At 62.3% G+C, this 18,899-nt stretch carries 21 protein-coding genes; 10 read left to right on the top strand and 11 right to left on the bottom strand.

Annotation, left to right across the window (positions count from 1 at the left end; all coding sequences use genetic code 11):
* Positions 1 to 55: 55 nt before the first annotated feature.
* Together mgtE and JQ600_RS27415 are read left to right on the top strand one after the other, a co-directional pair.
* On the top strand, positions 56 to 1,489 hold the full coding sequence (mgtE, locus tag JQ600_RS27420) for a magnesium transporter (protein WP_212388117.1): 1,434 nt from the start codon (positions 56 to 58) through the stop codon (positions 1,487 to 1,489).
* Between the two features lie 74 nt (positions 1,490 to 1,563).
* Positions 1,564 to 1,896, top strand: coding sequence for a DNA-binding transcriptional regulator (locus tag JQ600_RS27415; protein WP_212266187.1), 333 nt, complete (start codon positions 1,564 to 1,566; stop codon positions 1,894 to 1,896).
* A 117-nt stretch (positions 1,897 to 2,013) separates the two neighbouring features.
* Here JQ600_RS27415 and JQ600_RS27410 read toward each other — a convergent pair whose 3' ends face one another.
* On the bottom strand, positions 2,014 to 2,421 hold the full coding sequence (locus JQ600_RS27410; protein ID WP_212388119.1) for a DUF1127 domain-containing protein: 408 nt from the start codon (positions 2,419 to 2,421) through the stop codon (positions 2,014 to 2,016).
* A gap of 480 nt (positions 2,422 to 2,901) precedes the next feature.
* Between JQ600_RS27410 and JQ600_RS27405 the strand changes: the two genes are divergently transcribed.
* The 4 genes from JQ600_RS27405 (at position 2,902) to JQ600_RS27390 (ending at position 6,781) form a co-directional block, all read left to right on the top strand.
* Positions 2,902 to 3,720, top strand: coding sequence for an aldo/keto reductase (locus JQ600_RS27405; RefSeq protein ID WP_212266190.1), 819 nt, complete (start codon positions 2,902 to 2,904; stop codon positions 3,718 to 3,720).
* 52 nt (positions 3,721 to 3,772) lie between these two features.
* A complete protein-coding gene (locus JQ600_RS27400) occupies positions 3,773 to 4,612 on the top strand; it encodes a hypothetical protein (protein ID WP_212490168.1) in 840 nt (279 codons plus the stop codon).
* Between the two features lie 450 nt (positions 4,613 to 5,062).
* Positions 5,063 to 5,884 carry a universal stress protein gene (locus tag JQ600_RS27395; RefSeq protein WP_212388124.1) on the top strand — a complete coding sequence of 274 codons (822 nt, stop codon included), beginning with the start codon at positions 5,063 to 5,065 and terminating at the stop codon, positions 5,882 to 5,884.
* A gap of 219 nt (positions 5,885 to 6,103) precedes the next feature.
* Positions 6,104 to 6,781 carry a nitroreductase gene (locus JQ600_RS27390; protein ID WP_212388127.1) on the top strand — a complete coding sequence of 226 codons (678 nt, stop codon included), beginning with the start codon at positions 6,104 to 6,106 and terminating at the stop codon, positions 6,779 to 6,781.
* A gap of 9 nt (positions 6,782 to 6,790) precedes the next feature.
* Here the strand turns inward: JQ600_RS27390 and JQ600_RS27385 are convergent, their stop codons facing one another.
* The 8 genes from JQ600_RS27385 to JQ600_RS27350 form a co-directional block, all read right to left on the bottom strand.
* On the bottom strand, positions 6,791 to 7,456 hold the full coding sequence (locus tag JQ600_RS27385; RefSeq protein WP_212266198.1) for a hypothetical protein: 666 nt from the start codon (positions 7,454 to 7,456) through the stop codon (positions 6,791 to 6,793).
* A 248-nt stretch (positions 7,457 to 7,704) separates the two neighbouring features.
* Positions 7,705 to 8,397 carry a cytochrome c3 family protein gene (locus tag JQ600_RS27380; protein WP_212266200.1) on the bottom strand — a complete coding sequence of 231 codons (693 nt, stop codon included), beginning with the start codon at positions 8,395 to 8,397 and terminating at the stop codon, positions 7,705 to 7,707.
* A gap of 9 nt (positions 8,398 to 8,406) precedes the next feature.
* Positions 8,407 to 8,916, bottom strand: a complete 510-nt coding sequence (locus JQ600_RS27375) for a nitrate reductase cytochrome c-type subunit (protein ID WP_212266202.1) — start codon at positions 8,914 to 8,916, stop codon at positions 8,407 to 8,409.
* Positions 8,889 to 11,384: a periplasmic nitrate reductase subunit alpha gene (gene napA / locus JQ600_RS27370; RefSeq protein ID WP_212266204.1), complete on the bottom strand. Its 2,496-nt coding sequence runs from the start codon at positions 11,382 to 11,384 to the stop codon at positions 8,889 to 8,891. Before napA ends, JQ600_RS27375 begins: the two co-directional genes overlap by 28 nt.
* Before the next feature lie 3 nt (positions 11,385 to 11,387).
* On the bottom strand, positions 11,388 to 11,651 hold the full coding sequence (locus tag JQ600_RS27365) for a chaperone NapD (protein ID WP_212388129.1): 264 nt from the start codon (positions 11,649 to 11,651) through the stop codon (positions 11,388 to 11,390).
* On the bottom strand, positions 11,648 to 11,929 hold the full coding sequence (locus tag JQ600_RS37645) for a 4Fe-4S dicluster domain-containing protein (RefSeq protein ID WP_212388131.1): 282 nt from the start codon (positions 11,927 to 11,929) through the stop codon (positions 11,648 to 11,650). Before JQ600_RS37645 ends, JQ600_RS27365 begins: the two co-directional genes overlap by 4 nt.
* Positions 11,930 to 11,936: 7 nt before the next feature.
* Positions 11,937 to 12,146 carry a nitrate reductase gene (locus tag JQ600_RS27355; protein ID WP_212266210.1) on the bottom strand — a complete coding sequence of 70 codons (210 nt, stop codon included), beginning with the start codon at positions 12,144 to 12,146 and terminating at the stop codon, positions 11,937 to 11,939.
* A gap of 1,100 nt (positions 12,147 to 13,246) precedes the next feature.
* Positions 13,247 to 13,924, bottom strand: a complete 678-nt coding sequence (locus tag JQ600_RS27350; protein ID WP_192733744.1) for a DUF599 domain-containing protein — start codon at positions 13,922 to 13,924, stop codon at positions 13,247 to 13,249.
* Between the two features lie 159 nt (positions 13,925 to 14,083).
* Here JQ600_RS27350 and JQ600_RS27345 point away from each other — a divergent pair, with 159 nt between their 5' ends.
* From JQ600_RS27345 to JQ600_RS27330, 4 genes are all read left to right on the top strand, one after another.
* Positions 14,084 to 14,740, top strand: a complete 657-nt coding sequence (locus JQ600_RS27345; protein ID WP_212490167.1) for a glutathione S-transferase family protein — start codon at positions 14,084 to 14,086, stop codon at positions 14,738 to 14,740.
* A 274-nt stretch (positions 14,741 to 15,014) separates the two neighbouring features.
* Entirely contained in the window at positions 15,015 to 15,218 is a 204-nt protein-coding gene (locus JQ600_RS27340; RefSeq protein WP_192733742.1) for a hypothetical protein, read from the top strand.
* A 190-nt stretch (positions 15,219 to 15,408) separates the two neighbouring features.
* Positions 15,409 to 16,437, top strand: a complete 1,029-nt coding sequence (locus JQ600_RS27335; RefSeq protein ID WP_212388135.1) for a hypothetical protein — start codon at positions 15,409 to 15,411, stop codon at positions 16,435 to 16,437.
* Positions 16,438 to 16,475: 38 nt separating this feature from the next.
* Positions 16,476 to 16,913 carry a DUF1489 family protein gene (locus tag JQ600_RS27330; protein WP_212034903.1) on the top strand — a complete coding sequence of 146 codons (438 nt, stop codon included), beginning with the start codon at positions 16,476 to 16,478 and terminating at the stop codon, positions 16,911 to 16,913.
* A 42-nt stretch (positions 16,914 to 16,955) separates the two neighbouring features.
* Here JQ600_RS27330 and JQ600_RS27325 read toward each other — a convergent pair whose 3' ends face one another.
* Positions 16,956 to 17,729 carry a hypothetical protein gene (locus JQ600_RS27325; protein WP_249136118.1) on the bottom strand — a complete coding sequence of 258 codons (774 nt, stop codon included), beginning with the start codon at positions 17,727 to 17,729 and terminating at the stop codon, positions 16,956 to 16,958.
* Between the two features lie 80 nt (positions 17,730 to 17,809).
* The gene (panC, locus tag JQ600_RS27320) at positions 17,810 to 18,661 is read right to left on the bottom strand and encodes a pantoate--beta-alanine ligase (RefSeq protein WP_212266216.1); all 852 of its coding nucleotides are present in this window, start codon (positions 18,659 to 18,661) and stop codon (positions 17,810 to 17,812) included.
* Positions 18,662 to 18,899 lie beyond the last annotated feature (238 nt).

Genomic DNA, 18,899 nt, shown 5'->3' with positions numbered 1-18,899 from the left:
TAATGCGTGCAGCGATAACTCAAACGCAAGTTCTGTCAAACCGGCGAGGCGCGGCATGGCCGAGGATATCGACGTTGCCCAAGCCGCCGCGCGACCCGTTGACGGGTCGGCGCTCGATCCCGCCTTGATGCGGGATGAAGAGGGCCAGATCCGCCACGAGTTTGTCGAGGAAATCACGCGCGCCATCAAGGCCGCCGATCGCCCCTTGCTATGTGAGGTCGTCGCCGAGTTGCACGAGGCCGATCTCGGCGATTTGATCGGCGCCCTCGAACCCGACGACCGCGTCCATCTCGTCGAGCTGACAGGCACCGATTTCGACTTCTCGGCGCTGAACGAGGTCGACGACGCCGTTCGCGAGGAAATCCTCGAAGAGCTCGAACCGCAGACGGTTGCGGAGGGCGTTCGCGAACTGGAATCGGATGACGCCGTCGAACTGCTCGAAGGCCTCGACGAGGAGGACCAGGAAGAAATCCTCGAAAAGCTGCCGCCGTCCGAGCGCGACGCGCTGGAGCGCAGCCTGCTGTATCCGGAAAACTCCGCCGGCCGGCGGATGCAGTCCGAATTCATCGCGGTGCCGCCGGACTGGAACGTCGGGCAGGCGATCGACTACATGCGCGACACCCCGGACCTGCCGGAACGGTTCTATGAAATCTACGCGGTCGACGGCAACCAGCACTGGCAGGGCGCCGTCTCGCTCGACACGCTGCTGCGGGCAAGGCGGCCGGTGCCGCTCGCCGACCTGATCGAGGAAGACCGCCGCCGCGTCTCCGTGCTCGACGACCAGGAAGAGGTCGCGCGGATGTTCGGCAAATACAATCTGGTCGCAGCCCCCGTGGTCGATACCACCAACCGGCTGGTCGGCGTCATCACCATCGACGACGTCGTCGACGTGATCGAGGAAGAGGCCGACGAGGACCTGAAGGCGCTCGGCGGCGTCACCAGCGACGAAGAATTGTCCGACACCGTCTGGACCATCGCGCGCGCCCGCTTCAACTGGCTGCTGGTCAATCTGGCGACCGCGTTTCTGGCATCCTCGGTGCTCGGCCTGTTCGAAGGCCAGCTGGAAAAGATGGTGGCGCTGGCCGTGCTGGCGCCGATCGTGGCGAGCCAGGGCGGTAACGCCGCGACCCAGACCATGACGGTGGCGGTGCGGGCGCTGGCCACCCGCGAACTTCATTCCAACAACGCGCTTCGCGTGGTCTTGCGCGAGGCGATGGTCGGTCTCGTCAACGGGCTCGCCTTTGCCGTTATCACGGGCGTCGCTGCGGTGGCGTGGTTCAAGATCCCCGGCCTCGGCATCGTGATCGGGCTCGCCATCATCTGCAACCTGATCGCCGGCGCGTTGGGCGGCATCCTGGTCCCGATCGTGCTGGACCGGGTGCGGGCCGATCCGGCGGTGGCGTCCGGCACCTTCGTCACCACGATCACCGACGTGGTCGGCTTCTTCTCGTTCCTCGGCATCGCCACGCTGTGGTTCGGGCTGAAATGAGCAAGGCGTGTGGCCAGTATCGTTAATCGGGCCTTAACGCGCTTGGCCGATGATTCCCGGATCGGGAATCGAACATGCAGCGCTTGCGGCTCAAGGCAGACGGACGGATCGTGGAACTGCGGGACGGGCAGGAGTTCCCGCTCGCGCCGGCGAGCGCAATGTCGGAACTGGCCTCCGCACCAGCGGCGGACCCACCGCCGCTCCTGGCCGTGCGCGATCTGCGCCGCCGCTCACGCCTGACCCAGCTCGAATTCGCCGCACGGCTCGGGGTGCCGGTCGAGACCATCCGGAACTGGGAGCAGGGCAAACGCGCGCCGCGCGGACCGGCGCGGGCGCTGCTTGCCGTCATCGCCCATTCGCCGGAGACCGTGTTCGCGGCGCTCGCCACGGAACCGGCTACCATCTAGGACGCGGACTCACCAAGGCGCGGCCATAGCCTGATTGACGCAAACTCAACGAAGGCAGGCAGCCGCGCTGACCGCCGCTTGTTCGCAAAGCGCAGTCCGCATGTGACGGTTGATCGGTTACATCCCGCCACGGCTCAAGAGGTACATCGCGCTATCTCTGATCCTGTCGATAGCGCGTTGAGGTGTGATGTGGTCGATCTCATCGCGCGTCAGGCCGATGTCCATCAGCTCTCTGTCGCTCAGGTAAGCCAAGCCGGCTCGCAAGCGCTGGTGTTGGCGCCGCTCCTGAAACGCACGCCAATATCGCTTGAGCAAGCCGAGGACGTTCCGCGTCGATGCGGCCGTTGGTCCAGCAGCATCCCTTTCCGACAACGCGTCATCGAGCGTTGCAATGGACGCATTGAAGCGCGCTGCTGCCAGAGCCTCGTCCATGGCGTCTCTCGCCAATGCGACGGGCAGGTCGAGGCCGAGCCCTGCGGCATCGCGCTCGGTCCCGGATGTGATGTTCGTCTGTTGGGGTGGCATCGGATGCTCCTGCTGTTGCGCCGGCAGGGAGCATGGCCAAACAAAAGGCCCCGTCCGATGCCGGCGGGGCCTGGTGAAAAGATCGCGTCGTCGAATTTCTAGCGCACGACTCCTTCCACGGCCCAGCGAGAGCGGGTTACGTTTTTACGGTTCGCGGTGCGCACGACGTTGATCATGAAGCGTAGCTACCACAGAAATCGCGCCAAATCAAGGGATGTGCCGGTGTGGCTCGCATCCTGGAGGCGAGCGACATATTGCGCGGTCGCACGAACTTGGTCGCCTTACGGGCAGAGCGGACGTGGCCTTCGTCGCATCACGCCGCCGGGTTCATGGGTACACGGCCCAGACTCTTTTGACGCGTTTTCTACCGCAGATAAGTCTACGCAATCTGCCTAAACTTGATTGCCGTGCGAGCCGCAATCCACCTCGCTCGAAACCGTTATGTGTTGGCACTGAGCTGCCGACGGCCCATAATGGGCGATGCATTTCATCGAAGCCAACGGCGCAAAAATCCCGGCGATCGGGCTCGGCACCTGGGAATTGCGCGGACGAACCTGTGCGCGCCTGGTCGAGCAGGCGCTGCGGCTCGGCTATCGCCACATCGACACCGCGCAGGTCTACGAGAACGAACGCGAAGTGGGCGAGGGGCTGCGCGGCTCCGGCGTCAAGCGCGGCGAGGTGTTCGTCACGACGAAAATCTGGACCACGCATTTCGCGCCCAACGATCTCGAGCGATCGGCGAAGGAAAGTCTCGCCAGATTGCGCCTGACCGAGATCGACCTGTTGCTGCTGCACTGGCCCAATCCGCAGGTGCCGCTGTCGGAGACGCTGGGCGCGCTGGCGCGGGTCAAGCAGCTTGGGCTTGCCCGGCATATCGGCGTTTCCAATTTCACCGTGGCCCTGATCGAGGAGGCGGTGGCGGCGTGCCCGGAGCCGCTGGTCTGCGACCAGGTCGAATACCATCCCTATCTGGACCAGGCCAAGGTGAGGGAAGCCTGCGCGCGCCATGGCATGGCGCTGGTGGCCTATAGCCCGGTCGCCAAGGGCCGCGTCAAGAACGACCAGACCTTGCTGCGGATCGGCGACCGCTATCGCAAGACATCAGCGCAAGTGTGCCTGCGCTGGCTGGTGCAGCAGAACGTGGCGGCGATCCCGCGGACGTCGAAGCTGGAGCGGCTGTCTGAAAATATCGAGATATTCGATTTCGAACTGTCGGACGATGACATGCGCGAGATTTCCGGGATGGGCAGCGCCAGCGGCCGGCTCACCAATTTCGGCTTTGCGCCGAAATGGGATTGAGCGGCGGTCGCGCCGGGCGGTATGCTCGAAGCCCATCGATTGTCTTGGTACGATGAACCTGCGCCAGATCATACCTTCGGACATGACCGCATCGGCGATTGCCCATCTGTCGCTGCTGGCGTTGCTGTTCGTGTTCTCCGACGTGCATCCGTTCGGCGCTGTGACACCTGAGTCGATCGCGGTCGATATCGTCGCGCCGCAAGATATTCCTGAAAAGCAAGACATCCCCCAGAAGGCCGACATCGAGAAGACGCCCGAACTGGTTGCGACGCCGACGCCGCAACCTGATTTCACCGCGCTCGACAAGCCCGTCCCGCCGGCGCCTGCGGTTCAACCACCTGCGGTTCAACAACCACCGCCGCCGCCGCCGCAGAAGCAGGCGTTGGCCGCACCGAGCCCGGCGCCGCAGCCAGCCACGCCACCGCAGGGAGTGACGCAGGCACCGGCCTACAAGCCGCCCGAGCCTGACCTGACACTCAAATACAACGTCCTGCTCGGTCTGCCGCCGCCGATTTCGCCGAGCGCGCCGTCATCCGGCGACAAGGGCAAAGACAATTTCGACGCACCCGCGACCACGTCCGCCGACGTCAATTCAAGCGTCGTCGCGGCGTTCCGGCGGCACTTGCGGACCTGCTCGAAACTTCCGCCCGCGTTGAAAGGCTCCGACGACGTCAAGGTCAAGCTGCGCGTGTTCATGGGCCAGGACGGCAAGCTCGCGGCGGAGCCGCAGCTGATCGAGGCCAGCGCTTCCGCCAAGGGCCCGCTGTTGATGCGCAGCGCCATCAGCGCGCTGGAAGCCTGCCAGCCCTATGCGATGCTGCCGGTCGACCGTTACGGCGAATGGAAGGTGCTCGACCTCAACTTCACGCCGCAGGATTTTGCGGGTTCGTGATATTTTTTCTGAAATCGCCCAAAATACGGAAGGCAAAGATGACATTTTGAGTTTTGAGCAATGCATTTGCATTTTGGCAATGTCGCGCGTGCGACACGAGGAATCAATGCAGGCGATCGGCACTGATACGTTTAGTCACATTGCACTCATGGAGACAGAGCGATCAAATCGAACTTCCGTCCCGTATATTGGTGATCTCGTTTGCAGCCTGGGAACGGATGACCGATCGTGATTTCATCAACCGCTGACACGATCGCTTGAAGTCTCAGCCTGACCGCCATCTGGTGACGGCCGGATCAGGAGTGTCTCGATGGCATGCAGCGTGGACCCGTCTGCCCTGTTACTCGAATCGGCACGCAGCTCCCGGGACACGGGAATAGTGCGCCGCCGGGATAAAGATGGGCACTGGAATTTGCGTAGTTACGCGATCACCTCACAGGAGGCAGAGCCATGATCAAAGATATTCTTGTCAACCTGTCTTACGGTACATCGCAAGATGGCGTTTCCAATTACGCCTTGTCGGTTGCGGAAACATTCGGCGCACACATCATGGGGACCGCCTTCTATCCGGCAGTGGTTGGTGACGTTGACCTGTCCGCTAACTTTATTCGAGCCCAGCAAGTTGAAGCTCACAAACGCGCAGAGTCCGTGGCCACCGCGTTTGACGAGGCGACGCGTCGCGCCGGCGTTTCAGCCGAAACACGGAGAATTGAAACTGACGTCGGCGACGGGCCAACCCGGTTTGCGCATATCGCAAGACGATTCGATCTTTCCGTCATTGGCCAATTTGAAGGGGACCGGGATCATCGAACCACGAATATCGTCCTTGAGGCAGCGCTGTTCGAATCCGGAAGACCGGTGCTCATCGTACCTTTTATTCAGAAGGAGCGCCTCAAACTCGATCATGTCATGGTGTGCTGGGATGGCAGCCGGGCAGCCGCCCGAGCGGTCGCCGATGCCATGCCGTTTCTTATCCGCTCCGGCACGACGAGTATTGTTGTTGCGGACACTCAGAGCGCCAAAAGCGCAGACCTTCCGGGTGCTGACATCGCGACCCATCTGACCCGTCACGGAGTAAACGCCAGGATTGAGCGCATCCCCGTCAGCAAGATCGGTGTTTACAATGCAATCCTGTCATATGCAGCCGATACGGGTGCCGACCTCATTGTCATGGGCGGGTACGGGCATTCCCGGCTGCGGGAATTTATTCTGGGTGGGACGACGCGTGGTATGCTTGCCTCGATGACCAGACCGACATTGATGTCGCATTGATCGGATCTTGTTACGGTGACAGCTGATAGGGCGGACAAGTCTGCTCAAACCGCCCTACGGGCTTGCTTTGACGCAAACCGGATGCCACTGCCGGATCAGGCTGCCCGAGGTGACGGTACGTCCGAACCTTGCGTCTGACTTGCGCGAAGGCGAAGAAACCGCGAAAATCCAGCCTTCAAAAATCGAGCCTTCAAAAGTCATCTGGGGAATCTTGGACACATGAAGTTTGATGACGTTATCCTCGGTCGCCGAAGTATCCGCGGTTACAAGCCCGATCCGGTACCCAAGGAGCTGATTGCGGAAATCATCGGTCTGGCGATGCGCGCTCCGTCGTCGATGAACACCCAGCCCTGGAATTTCTATGTCATCACCGGCGAACCGCTGGACCGGATCCGCGCCGGGAACACCGAGCGGATGGTGGCGGGCATACCGCAGTCGCGCGAATTCCGCACCGGTCAGGCCTTTGCAGGTCCGCACCGCGACAGGCAGGTTGGGGTAGCCAAGCAATTATTCTCCGCAATGGGGATCGCGCGCGATGACAAGGACAAGCGCCAGGACTGGGTATTGCGCGGCTTCCGTCAATTCGACGCGCCTGTATGCGTGATTATCACTTATGACCGCGTGCTGGATGGCAGCGACGATACGCCCTTCGATTGCGGCGCCGTGGCGACCGCCCTGGTCAATGCTGCCTGGTCTCGCGGGCTGGGCGCCGTGATCAACAGTCAGGGCATCATGCAATCGCCCGTGGTACGCGAGCACGCCGGCATAGCCGACGATCAGGTCATCATGAAAAGCATCGCGCTGGGCTGGCCGGATGAAAGTTTCCCGGCCAATGCGGTGGTGTCCGAACGAAAGTCCGTCGAGGAAGCCACGGTGTTCGTCGGTTTCGAGAACTAGGCGCGCTGCTCAATCCGCCCTGCGGGCGTTGACCGGCTTGATCTCGGAAAGGACCGTGCTGAGACCATCGACAATGGGCTCCGCATCGGTCGCCGTGGCCATTATCTGTAGCTCCGGGAAGTAGAGTTGAAAGCTACGACGTGTGCGGCCGGCCTCGTTGGTGTTTTCGCTCTCGCCATGGATCACCTGGAGAACGCAGGATCCAACCGCGACTGTTCCTTCCGACTTGAACTTGTAGGAGATCGTACTGGTTTTCTCTTGAGTAATATTCTCACCGTCCGTTGATACCGCACGCATCTTGTACGTCAAATCAGATCGACGATCAAAATGCCTGGGGAGTCCATCAGGCGTATACTTCAATGTGTGATGCGAGTATTTGCCGGCGTAAGGTGTCGTCCAGTCCGCCGATGCGATGGTTCCATCGACATAGATTGCCTTCGTCACGAAGACGGGTGGGTTTGGGCGCGTGGATGGCTGTGTCTGGTGAGTCCATACAACCCTGCCGCCCGATGTGTCTCGATGGGCCTGAACGACTGTCCTCGTGCCGTCCTGACCATGATAGGCCAACTCAACGGGAACGGTGGAGTTCTTGATCGCGTCGCAGTCGATGGCAGGCGCGGGTTGCGCAGCCGCGGAGGTCGCAAACAGCAAAAGCGATATGAGAAGAATACGCATGGGTTGTCCGTTATGCGGTTGGCCATCCCAACCCGCTATCATCCGTTTGCGTCTGTCGCTCATGACAACTTGAAAGTTCAATCGCTGCTCCAGAGTTGGTAGCGCGGATGCCTTCGGCTCAATCGCCCGGCCGGCCTAACGATGTCTGCTCCTGAGCGTGGAACGGACATCCAAGTTATGGAGTCAAGAAAAGTGACCCAGTTCGGACATTGCCGAAAGCAGCTGACGAGACTACTTCGCCACACGGGTTACCGGTCGGCCTTTGTGGCTGCCAGATAACGCAAGAGGTCGTGTTCGGGAACGTCAAATTGACTTTGACGATCCCTCATTTCGGGCGCTGGCAGCCAGCCCGGTTCGATGCCAGTCATGTCGGGTAGTTCGTGTGCAATGCCCTTGTGGCAGTCGATGCAGGTTTTGTCGCCGGGTACGAGAAACTTTGCGTGGATTTCCGCCGCACGCCGCGTTTGCTTGGTGAAGTCCATCGCCGCCGAAGAATGGCAGTTGCGACATTCCAGCGAATCGTTGGCTTTCATCCGCCCCCACTCGTTCTTGGCGAGTTCGAGACGGTGGGCCTGAAATTTCTGCCTGGTATCGATGGTGCCGAAGATCTTGCCCCAGACTTCCTTCGATGCTTGCATCTTGCGTGCGATCTTATCCGTCCAGTCGTGCGGAACGTGGCAGTCGGGGCAGGTGGCGCGGACGCCCGAGCGGTTGGAGAAATGGGGCGTGTGCTGCAACTCCTGGAAGACGTTGTCGCGCATTTCGTGACAGGAGGTGCAGAACTTCTCGGTGTTGGTGACTTCCAGCGCGGTGTTGAAGGCGCCCCAGAACATCACGCCGCAGACGAAACCGCCGAGTGCGAGGAAGCCCAGGCTCAAATGCGCGCTTGGGCGGCTGGCAATCCGCCAGAACCAGATGAGGAGTGCCCTGACTCGCTGCATGCAGGCTTCTCACTTCTTTCCGGGTTCGACGAGAAGCATGTCCCTGAAGGTGCTCGGCACGAGCGGCTGGGCATCCGTCTGCTGGACGTGACAGGCGGTGCAGAAGTATCGGCGCGGCGTCACGTCGGCGAGAACTTGCCCGTCGCGGTCCATGAAATGGGTGACGCTGATCATCGGCGCCCCCGAGCCTTCGGTGAACTGGCGTCGGTGGCAATCGAGGCAGCGGTTGGTCTTCAGCGTGAGCTGATAATTATCGATCGAGTGCGGGATGATGGGCGGTTGCTCCGGATAATTGCGCATCAATCGCTTGTCGTCGACGACCGGTCGGGCCAGGGGCGCCGCTGGCACGTCGCCCATCGGGGAGGCTGCACCGGTCACGCGGGGTACGATCTGAGGCGGATTCTGGGGGGCGGTCTGGGCGTAGATCGCGCCGCAGATGAACACCAGCAAGCCGCCGAGCAGTGAGCTCGCCAGAGGCGTGCGAAGTCGCTTCAGGCCGGAATGATCTTGACCGCGCATTTCTTGAAGTCCGTCTGTTTGGAAATGGGATCGGTTGCGTCCAGCGTCACCTTGTTGATGAGTTGGCTGGCATCAAACCACGGGACGAAGACCACGCCACGCGGCATCCGGTTGCGGCCCTTGGTGTCGACGCGGCTCTTGATTTCGCCGCGGCGGGAAACCACGCGGACCTCCGCGCCCTCATTGATGCCCCGGGCACGCGCGTCTTCCGCATGCATGAAGACGCGGGCGCCGGGGAACGCCTTGTAGAGTTCGGGCACTCGCATGGTCATGGAGCCGGAGTGCCAATGTTCGAGCACACGGCCAGTCACCAGCCAGATGTCGAATTCCTTGTCGGGGGATTCCGCGGGCGGTTCGTAGGGCACCGCGATAATCCGCGCCCGTCCGTCCTTGTTGCCGTAGAAGTCGACGCCCTTGCCCGGCTTGACGTAGGGATCAAGACCTTCGCGGTAGCGCCACTTCGTTTCCTTGCCGTCGACGACGGGCCAGCGCATTCCGCGGTTGGTGTGAAGTGTGTCGTAGGATGCGAGATCGTGGCCATGGCCGCGGCCGAACTGGGCGTATTCCTCGAACAGGCCCTTCTGCGCGTAGAAACCGAACGCCTTTGACTCGCGGTTCTCGTACTCGGCCGGGATCTCGTTTATCGGGAACTTGTCGACGTTGCCGTTGCGGAAGAGAACTTCGAACAGGGTCTTGCCGCGATAGTTGGGATTGGCGGCGAGGATCTCCGCGGGCCACACCTCGTCGGTGGTAAAGCGCTTGGAGAACTCCATCATCTGCCAGAGATCGGAGCGCGCCTCGCCGGGTGCGTCGACGAGCTGCCGCCAGACGTGAGTACGCCGTTCCGCGTTGCCGTAGGCGCCTTCCTTCTCGACCCACATCGCCGCCGGCAGAATCAGGTCGGCGGCCATCGCCGTTACGGTCGGGTAGGCGTCGGAGACGACGATGAAGTTCGCCGGATTCCGGTAGCCCGGATAGGTTTCCCGGGAAGAGTTCGGCGCGGCCTGCAGATTGTTGTTCACCTGGATCCAATAGAAATTCAGCTTGCCGTCGTTCAGCATCCGGTCCTGTTCGACTGCGTGATAGCCCGGCTTCTCCGGAATGATGCCGTTCGGGACGCGCCAGATGTCCTCGGCGTGCTTGCGGTGTTCGGGATTGGTGACGACCATGTCGGCGGGCAGGCGGTGCGCGAAGGTGCCGACTTCGCGCGCCGTGCCGCAGGCGGACGGCTGTCCCGTCAGTGAGAACGGCGAATTGCCGGGTTCGGAGATCTTCCCGGTCAAGAGATGCAGATTGTAGAGCAGCTGATTGGCCCATACGCCGCGAACGTGCTGGTTGAAGCCCATGGTCCAGAGCGACATCACCTTGCGCTTCGGATCGGCGTAGAGCTCGGCGAGCTCCTGCAGGAAGCCGCGCTCGACGCCCGTGAGCTCGGATACCTTCTCGAGCGTGTAGTCCTTCACAAAGGCTGCATAGGCCTCGAAGTCAATCGGCTGCGTCGCGCCGGCTGTCGCGGCGCCTTTGGCTTTGACTTCAAGCGGATGGTCCGGGCGCAATCCGTACCCGATGTCGACCGTTCCCTTGACGAAGGTGGTGTGGTTCTTGACGAAATCCTGGTTGACCCGCCCGGTCGTGATGATGTGGTTGGCGATGTAGTTCAGGATCGCCAGATCCGTGCCTGGCTTGAATATGATCGGAATGTCGGCAAGGTCGGAGCTGCGGTGGGTGAAGGTCGAGAGCACCGCCACCTTCACATGCGGGTGGCTCAGTCGCCGGTCGGTGAGCCGCGTCCACAAGATCGGATGCATCTCCGCCATGTTGGAGCCCCAGAGCACGAAGGCGTCCGCCGCCTCGAAATCGTCGTAGCAGCCCATCGGCTCGTCCATGCCGAATGTGCGCATGAACGCGACCGCAGCCGACGCCATGCAGTGGCGGGCATTCGGATCGAGGTTGTTGGAGCGAAAGCCGGCACGCATCAGTTTGGTGGCGGCATAGCCTTCCGGCACCGTCCACTGCCCCGAGCCGAACATGCCGAGCGCGGTCGGGCCCTTCTCCTTCAGCACAGCCTTGGCCTGGGTGGCCATCACGTCGAAGGCTTCGTCCCAGGACACCGGCGTCAGTTCGCCGTTCTTGTCGAAGGCGCCGCCCTTCTTGCGCAGTAATGGCGTGGTCAGGCGGTCACCGCCATACATGATCTTGGAGAGGAAATAGCCCTTGATGCAGTTCAGCCCGCGATTGACCTCGGCGAGCGTATCGCCGTGGGTGGCGACGACCTTGCCGGCCTTGACGCCCACCATGACGCCGCATCCGGTACCGCAGAACCGGCACGGCGCCTTGGACCATTTGATCTCCAGCGATCCGACGCCACCCGCCACCGGCTGCGCGGCGGCTGGAACGGCGATGCCGGCGGCCGCGGCTGCGACAGCGGCGGCCTGCGCCTTCAACAATTCGCGTCGCGACAGTGACATGTTCTAGTCTCCGATATCGGCTAAACGCTCGACCTGCTCGAACACCATGTTGGCCGACAAGACGCCTTGCCACGATGCGATCTCGGCGAGACGGCCACCCATGATTCCACTCTCCGCCGCTTCCATCACGATGACGATTTTCGATGCGTTGCTTTGATGAGTCTCAACCTCCGGCAGGGCTGCGAGCATGCGAAGCACCTCGTCCCGGTGTTTCGGCAACACGGAGACGACCGCACTCGAAATGTGGATGGTGCCTTCCGCCGTCATGATGTGCCCCCGTGGCGGGCGGCGCCCAGCGAGATGGCGTCGCCCGGGCACACCCGGACGCAGTCGCCGCATCCGGTACAGGCGTCATCAATGACGATGGCTTCGGGCGGCACCCCGACGCGGGGACGGAAACGAATGGCTGAAGCCGAACATGCGTCGCCACAGGAGCGGCAGACGATGCCAGCTTTGGCCAGACAATCGTCGTTGATGATGGCGACGGGCCTGGAGAGGAGTTGGCCGCGCAACAGTGAACGGCGGGAAGGTCCTGGGCTTTCCATGGCGACGTTACCCTCCCGGAGGACCGGGAGGGCCCAAGATCACTTGGGACATCCAGACGAGAAAGCCGTATCCGCCGACCACGCCGACGGCGACCACCGGCCAAATGAAGGCGGCAATGATGGCGAATACGAGAAATTCCGCACGTCGGCCGGGCGCAAGCACGGCCTCAGGTGCCGGCTGTTGCTTACCTCTCTGTTTATTTGACGTGTCGCTCATAAACGACCTGCCAGCTCCCAATATCGGACATCGTTGCGCCGGCCACACGCTCCCGCGGTGCCAGTCAACGTGTCTTCTCTAATCGGCGGATAGGCGGCCACGCGCCTGCTCCGTTGCAGGATGCCTGACCTCACTTTTCTTACCTGCCGGTCGGCAAGACCTTCATTGATCTGGATCAATCAAAACCGCGGCGAACCCTTCGGGCCCGGGGGCCACAAGCCGCCGTGCGGGGAGCCGGCTGTTGACGGGCACTGTTCGGAACTCATGCCATGCCTGAATAGAGTCCGTATTGCGCGATTAAGCGGGCGTCCGGTGATCGCTTGAGTTGATGAGTTTACCCGCCATCCACCTACGTCGTGCGAACTGCGTCGCCGCGTGTGCAACAACAAACTGAACGCGGCGAGCGCGACAAATCAACCCGACGGGCAAATCACTTTCGATTTACAGAAATCATGTCAAGCCCAGAATTTCTGAAAATCAAAAATATTTCCCTTTCCTTCGACCCCAAATCACCGGCACATAAATCGTCATCCCGTCCCACTCAGAGGGGCGTTGGCCATCGTCACAACGAGGGGCGGGTCGCGGTGGACGCAACAGTTGCGCTTTGACGCGCGCAGCTGAAGCGTACGGTGAAGTCGTGTGGTCCTGACGCCCGATGCTGGCGTCACGTTCCTGAGAAGCCAAAAGCTGATCAGGGGCAATGGTGGCAAGCAAGCCCGTTCACCAGGGAGAGCGCGATATAAGCCGTAAAGCCATTGCGCAGGGAATGTCGGATGTTCTCCGCTGCCCTGTATGCTCGTGTGCAGCCTACTTAGCACAATTCGCACACGAGATCGCGGGTGCAGCGCGCATCCGGCATTCCCTGCGCCCTCTGATTTTGGAGAGGGCAAGGAAATTTCTCTCAAAGCTCGGGCGCAATGCGTCGCGAGATCGCGAACACGCATTCAGTCGTCGTCACCCGCCCGAGTGCGCAATTGCGCACGGGGGGCGGGTGACCCAGTATTCCAGAGACGGCAATGATTGAACCGATAGGCCACGGCGTACTGGATACCCGCATTTGCGGGTATGACAGCGTTGTATGGAGCCGCATCAAGCTCTCCTCAGCTTCCCATCGCCTTCCACGCATTCGACGCGAACTGCCGCCGCCAGGTGACGATCACGACCATCGCGGTGGTGACGAACAACACCCATGGACTGACGAACCAGCCGAGATAGCCGAGCGCAAAGAAGAACGAGCGCTGGCCGCGATTAAAATGCTGGCCGGCGGATTCGAACAATCGGGTGGTGCGGATGACATGCGCTTCCGCCTCAGGCGTGCCTTTTTCCGAGGCCGGCGGCATCGCGCCGAGCAGGATGGCGACATAGTTGAACAGGCGATAGGCCCAGGAGAATTTGAAGAAGGCGTAGGTAAAGATCAGGATCAAGCCCACGCATTTGATTTCCCACAGGGCCGGCGAGGGGCTGAGATCGATCGGCAGCGCAGCAAGCACCGCCAATGCGTCGTTGGTGGCGCGCAGCAGGGCCAGCCCGCCGCCGATCGCGATCAGGCTGCTGGAGGCAAAGAACGCCGTGCCGTTTTGCAACGAAGCCATGATCTGCATGTCGACCATGCGGGTTTCGCGATCGAGCAGGTTTCGTATCCAGACCTCGCGATAAATATGCATGCGCGCGGACAGGCTGTCCCGGCCGTAGGCGGTACGCTCGAGGGTGAAGGCATAAACCGTCCACTCCACGACGAAGAACGTGATGGCCGCGATATCGACCCAGTATCCGGTCATGCTGGTCCCCGTCGTCGTCGCTTGGTCACGGCATCTAGGTTTGACGCGTTTTCTTGACGCGAACCGGTGCCCACTTCGCTAGAAAACGCTCTAGATGTACAGGTTGAACGATTGCCGCGCACTATGCCATGATGGCGATCCCAACAGGATTCCCTTGAAATGTTGAAACTGGTCATTGGCAACAAGAATTATTCGTCATGGTCGATGCGGCCATGGCTGGCGCTGCGCGCCAACAACATTCCGTTCGAAGAGGTTTTGATTCCTCTGTACACGGACAACCCGGCCGACAAGCAACGCATCCTGAGCTTCAGCGATGCGGGAAAAGTGCCGGCGCTGGTCGATGGCGATGTCACGGTGTGGGATTCGCTGTCGATCATCGAATATCTCGCCGAAAAATTCCCGCAAACCAAACTGTGGCCGGAAGACCGCGCGGCCCGCGCCCATGCGCGTTCGATCTCGGCGGAGATGCATTCGGGCGTCATGGCGCTGCGCAACGAATGCGGCATGAATTTGCACCGCCCGATCCGCGCGGTTGCGCTGTCGGATGACGCGCAGGCCAATGTGGCGCGGATCCAGGCGATCTGGGCCGAGTGCCATCAGCGCTATGGCAAAGCGGGGCCGTTCCTGTTCGGCGCCTTCTCCGGCGCGGACGCGATGTTCGCACCGGTCGTGCATCGCTTCCGCACCTACGCGATTCCGGTCACTGGCGATGCGCAGCGCTACGTCGAGGCGATGGACGGGTTGCCGGCGTTCCAGGAGTGGACCCGCGACGGGCTGGCCGAAACGCTGCTGATCGACCGGCTCGAGGCGATCTGAGGCGCGGCGTTAACCCGTCCGGTTCCATGGCCCCTGAACCGCACCGGCCCTGGCTACCGCATAGGGCCGGGGATGCGGAATTGCGGCCGGAATAGCGGCTATGCAAATTCCCCCAAACTGGCATTTAACGCACTGAAATATCTGCAAAATATGCGTGTTCTGGATGCCTCGATGTTGCTGGCTTTTTGGGCCTGTGGTGTGCTAGGTTGACGCAGGGTTCTCAAGTCGGCCGATCGCTAGCGGGACAACTAAGCGCCGCCGACAATCTTGCGTGATGGAGAGGGCGTTGAAGCACAAATTCACCGTTGGAGAGACTGTCTATTTCACTGCCAGCAACGTTGCCCGACCGGCCGCCAGCGGCACCTATGAGGTGATCCGGCTGCTTCCGACCGACGGTGACGACTGCCAGTATCGCATCAAGAGCTCGACCGAAGCCTTCGAACGGGTAGCCAAGGAAAGCCAGCTCGCGGTCTCCTGAGCCGCGCTTGCGGTCTCCTGAGCCGCTCACGGTCTCCTGAGAGAGCTGTGTGCAAACCAGCGGTTGACGCGGTTCCATATCGCTCGCCGTCAAAAGGCCCCGTTCGCAGGACCATTCTGTCGGGAGTGAATGCGGGCAAAGACGCATTCGCTTTCGCTGATCGCGTTATGCTGCGTGAGGGACACCGCGCATGAGCTGGGACTGGGCATCTTCGCTGGATCAGATCTGGCGTACACCGACCTTTCCGATGTGGCTGACGCTGGCCGCGGCGGGATTTTTGGGAATCATCGTTCTGATCACGCTGCTGCGCGCGGAGAAATCCGTGGCCAATGGCGTGCTGACGGTCATGACGCTGCTCGCGATCGTCGTCGCTGTCGCCGCGACCATCCGCAGCTTCGGGCCGGATGGCGGCGTCTCGTCCGCTGGGACCCGGGTCGCTTCGGTCAGTGCAGCGTTGCCGCAGCTCTCTTGTATCGACGATCTCGCCGGCGATGCCGTCCTCAACGCCTGCGAGAAGACGCTGTTCGGGTCCGCCGACTCGGTCGCTGCCGCGGTCACCTATGCGGCGTCCCAGATCACCCGCCTGACCGGGGTCGGCGATGCTGCCGCAGCCGACAAAGCGACGAGTTCCGATCTGCAGGCACTGCGCCGCGCCGTCGAGCGCGACCGCTACGGGCTGATGGCCTATGTGCTGATGGCGCGCGACCATTGCACGCCGGCTGCATGCGCCGCTTTCGCCGCGCTGGCCGACAAGCGCCAGGTCGTCGCCAATATGGATGAGCGCCTCTACGAGAACCTGATCACGCGCTACGCGCCGTCATGGAACGCACCGCCCCAGGCTGCGACAGCCCCGGGATTGCTCGCGGGGCTGCCGCCGTCGATGCCCACTGGCAAACCCACCAATGCCGAATTCCCGAGCGCGGCCAATACCCCGCCCATTAGCATCATGAACCCGGAGCCGCCCGCCGCTCGTGCCGCGCCGGCGCCAGCTGCTGCCAATCCACCGGCTTCACCGCGCCCGGCCGCGGCCGCCGCCGCCCCAACTACCGCCGCACCAGCGACGCCAACCGCAACAGCGTCGCCAGCGCTGGCGGCAGCTAAAAAACAGCCGCCGGCGCCGAAACGCACGCCGGCCGCGCCGGTCCAGCTGTCGCCGGCACCGGGGGCGCCGGGAGCACCGACGGTGTCATCCACAGCTGCTGCGCCCGCCAACGAATGATCGTTTTCAAACGGCGCGCGGCCCGCTAAACCCGATCCATGCCGCTTCATCTCATCAAGCTCGCCGTTGGCTGCGAGTCGGTCAAAGAACTCAAAGGCTGGGTTGCCGAACGGATGGCAACCGCCAAGAAAAAGGGTTTGCCGCTCCGCCATATCCACGTCACCCGGATGACGCCGAAGCGCGACGAGGAACTGCTTGCCGGCGGCTCGCTCTACTGGGTGATCAAGGGAGAGATCGCGGCGCGCGAAAAGCTGATCGCGATCGAGCCGTTCCGCGACAAGGACGGTATCGGACGGTGCCGCCTGGTGATGCAGCCCAAGGTCATCGCCGTCTCGCCGCGGCCGATGCGCCCGTTCCAGGGCTGGCGCTATCTGACCGAGGACGGCGCGCCCGCCGATCTCGGCAAGTCCGCCGCGGTCGTGGCGTCGATGCCGGAGCCAATGCGGCGGGAACTGCGCGATCTCGGTTTGCTCTGAGACTGGATCAATTCGGCCGCGTCCACCGTGCGCCGCCAGGCGTTACAGGGATGCCGCGGTGACGAGATGCAGCCGCATCCAATCAGAGGGCGGCAGTTCGATCCGGCGGCGGACAGAAGAGGTCTTGTCGACGATGTCGATCAACTCGGTCTCAACCCCCATCTGGCGCAAGTAGACGCGGAACAGCTCATCATACCGTGCGGTCAGGCCGACGCGTTCGTCCTTGGAAAGATTGGGCGCCAACCGGTTATAAACGTAATAGCCGGTCAGCATGACCCGGGCACCGGCCGGTAGCATGCGATGGACACCGCCGGCCAGGATCAGCACGCACGCAAAATCGCAGGGATCCTGGGGGAGCTTGAGCTTCGCATCGAGCGGCCCGCCGAGACGCTTGAGCGCAAAACAATCCGCCTCCGATTTGCCCCGGCACGCTTCGACATCGGTGGGTCCCATCGTGGCGTCGATGCCGCGGCTGCGCAGGAGTCTGCCGAGACTCATCGCGACAATGACATCGGAATCACCCCGGGTGTGGATCACGACAGGCAGCTTGCGCCCGGCGGTCCTGTCGAGGATGTTGATCAGCCGCTTGTGGGTATCCCACAGCACGGTGCCTTCGGCGGCGATCCATTCCGAGCAGCCCGGCCCACAAGCGCCCACCGTGCCGCGCGCGACGTAAAAGATCATGGCATCGGGCAGTTGGCCGATGCCGCCGACCGGCGGCCGATCTGGTGTCGGCGCCTGGGCCTGGGCGAAACCGACTGCGATCATCGTCAGCAGTCCGCCGAATATCACCGTAGCTATCGATCGCGCACTCATGCTGGCAGTTCCCCCCGCTATCCCTGTGGACATATTTCACGCAGAGGTTGCTCCGCGCAAGTGGGGCGGGGTTCGGCGGCCTAAACCGCGATATTGTCGATCAGCCGCGTGGTTCCGATCTTGGCGGCGACCAGCATCCGCATTGGACCCTGCTTGAGCGAGGCGATCGGCGCCAGCGTTTCGGCGTGGCGCACCTCGAAATAGTCCAGCGCAAAACCCGCTCTTGTGATCGTCTCGGCACCGGCCCCCATGACGGCGTCGACCGGCTCGCCGGCGCGCAGGCGCGCCGCGCTTTGCTTCATCGCGCGATAGAGCTCGGGCGCCGCCTGGCGCTGTTCGGGCGCGAGGTAGACGTTGCGCGAGGACATCGCCAGCCCGTCGCGTTCCCGAACCGTGCGCGATCCGATCACCTTGACGCCGAGATCGAGATCGCGCGCCATCTGCGTCACCACCCGCAATTGCTGAAAGTCCTTTTCGCCGAAGATCGCGACATCCGGCCGGCATTGGGTGAACAGCTTGCCGACCACGGTGGCGACGCCGCCGAAGAAGTGCGGGCGGAAGCGATCTTCCAGCCCGGCGGTGGCCGGACCTTCGGGCACGATCCTTGTGGCGAAGTCCTCCGGATACATCGCCTTGACGTCCGGATTCCAGATCAGGTCGACCTTCTCGGCCGCGAGCTTGGCGACGTCGGACTTCCAGGTGCGCGGGTAGGAGCCGAAATCCTCCGTTGGCGCGAACTGGGTCGGATTGACGAAGATCGAGACGACGACTTTCTGTGCGCGGCGCTTGGCGAGCCGAACCAGCGACACATGGCCGTCATGGAGCGCTCCCATGGTTGGCACCAGCGCGATATCAGCCTTTCTGGCGCGAAGGCCATCAAGGGCGCGGCGCAATGCGGGGACGGTACGGACGACCATGGGGCTTCGCGGCATCTGGGCTCGATCTCTTGCACGATGTTTGGGGTGAGGGGGCTGTTGGCCGCGGCCTCTTGGCGGGCGATGCGACCTTATAAGGCCGAGGCATTGCCGCCAAGGTGATCAACCTGTGCAACTCATCACGGCAGTCCGACGTAGCTGCATGGGTCATGTATCGCCAGTCGGGTTCGGCGCGTGGAAACGTGCGCTCGATCACAGATGAACGCGATGTCGCCAAGCGGATTCATGATTAAGG

Source organism: Bradyrhizobium sp. AUGA SZCCT0176, from assembly GCF_018130145.1.
GTDB lineage: Bacteria > Pseudomonadota > Alphaproteobacteria > Rhizobiales > Xanthobacteraceae > Bradyrhizobium.
This window is presented reverse-complemented; position numbering and strand designations above follow the sequence as displayed.

What these genes read in the sequence shown, in the direction of transcription:
- JQ600_RS27340 (WP_192733742.1), top strand. Translation starts at nt 15,015, where the DNA reads ATGGAGAGGGCGTTGAAGCACAAATTCACCGTTGGAGAGACTGTCTAT.
- JQ600_RS27405 (WP_212266190.1), top strand. Translation starts at nt 2,902, where the DNA reads ATGCATTTCATCGAAGCCAACGGCGCAAAAATCCCGGCGATCGGGCTC.
- JQ600_RS27345 (WP_212490167.1), top strand. Translation starts at nt 14,084, where the DNA reads ATGTTGAAACTGGTCATTGGCAACAAGAATTATTCGTCATGGTCGATG.
- mgtE (WP_212388117.1), top strand. Translation starts at nt 56, where the DNA reads ATGGCCGAGGATATCGACGTTGCCCAAGCCGCCGCGCGACCCGTTGAC.
- JQ600_RS27335 (WP_212388135.1), top strand. Translation starts at nt 15,409, where the DNA reads ATGAGCTGGGACTGGGCATCTTCGCTGGATCAGATCTGGCGTACACCG.
- JQ600_RS27385 (WP_212266198.1), bottom strand. Translation starts at nt 7,456, where the DNA reads ATGCGTATTCTTCTCATATCGCTTTTGCTGTTTGCGACCTCCGCGGCT.
- JQ600_RS27355 (WP_212266210.1), bottom strand. Translation starts at nt 12,146, where the DNA reads ATGAGCGACACGTCAAATAAACAGAGAGGTAAGCAACAGCCGGCACCT.
- JQ600_RS27325 (WP_249136118.1), bottom strand. Translation starts at nt 17,729, where the DNA reads ATGAGTGCGCGATCGATAGCTACGGTGATATTCGGCGGACTGCTGACG.
- JQ600_RS27395 (WP_212388124.1), top strand. Translation starts at nt 5,063, where the DNA reads ATGATCAAAGATATTCTTGTCAACCTGTCTTACGGTACATCGCAAGAT.
- JQ600_RS27350 (WP_192733744.1), bottom strand. Translation starts at nt 13,924, where the DNA reads ATGACCGGATACTGGGTCGATATCGCGGCCATCACGTTCTTCGTCGTG.
- JQ600_RS27330 (WP_212034903.1), top strand. Translation starts at nt 16,476, where the DNA reads ATGCCGCTTCATCTCATCAAGCTCGCCGTTGGCTGCGAGTCGGTCAAA.
- JQ600_RS27375 (WP_212266202.1), bottom strand. Translation starts at nt 8,916, where the DNA reads ATGCGCGGTCAAGATCATTCCGGCCTGAAGCGACTTCGCACGCCTCTG.
- napA (WP_212266204.1), bottom strand. Translation starts at nt 11,384, where the DNA reads ATGTCACTGTCGCGACGCGAATTGTTGAAGGCGCAGGCCGCCGCTGTC.
- JQ600_RS27400 (WP_212490168.1), top strand. Translation starts at nt 3,773, where the DNA reads ATGAACCTGCGCCAGATCATACCTTCGGACATGACCGCATCGGCGATT.
- JQ600_RS37645 (WP_212388131.1), bottom strand. Translation starts at nt 11,929, where the DNA reads ATGGAAAGCCCAGGACCTTCCCGCCGTTCACTGTTGCGCGGCCAACTC.
- JQ600_RS27410 (WP_212388119.1), bottom strand. Translation starts at nt 2,421, where the DNA reads ATGCCACCCCAACAGACGAACATCACATCCGGGACCGAGCGCGATGCC.
- JQ600_RS27415 (WP_212266187.1), top strand. Translation starts at nt 1,564, where the DNA reads ATGCAGCGCTTGCGGCTCAAGGCAGACGGACGGATCGTGGAACTGCGG.
- panC (WP_212266216.1), bottom strand. Translation starts at nt 18,661, where the DNA reads ATGCCGCGAAGCCCCATGGTCGTCCGTACCGTCCCCGCATTGCGCCGC.
- JQ600_RS27380 (WP_212266200.1), bottom strand. Translation starts at nt 8,397, where the DNA reads ATGCAGCGAGTCAGGGCACTCCTCATCTGGTTCTGGCGGATTGCCAGC.
- JQ600_RS27365 (WP_212388129.1), bottom strand. Translation starts at nt 11,651, where the DNA reads ATGACGGCGGAAGGCACCATCCACATTTCGAGTGCGGTCGTCTCCGTG.
- JQ600_RS27390 (WP_212388127.1), top strand. Translation starts at nt 6,104, where the DNA reads ATGAAGTTTGATGACGTTATCCTCGGTCGCCGAAGTATCCGCGGTTAC.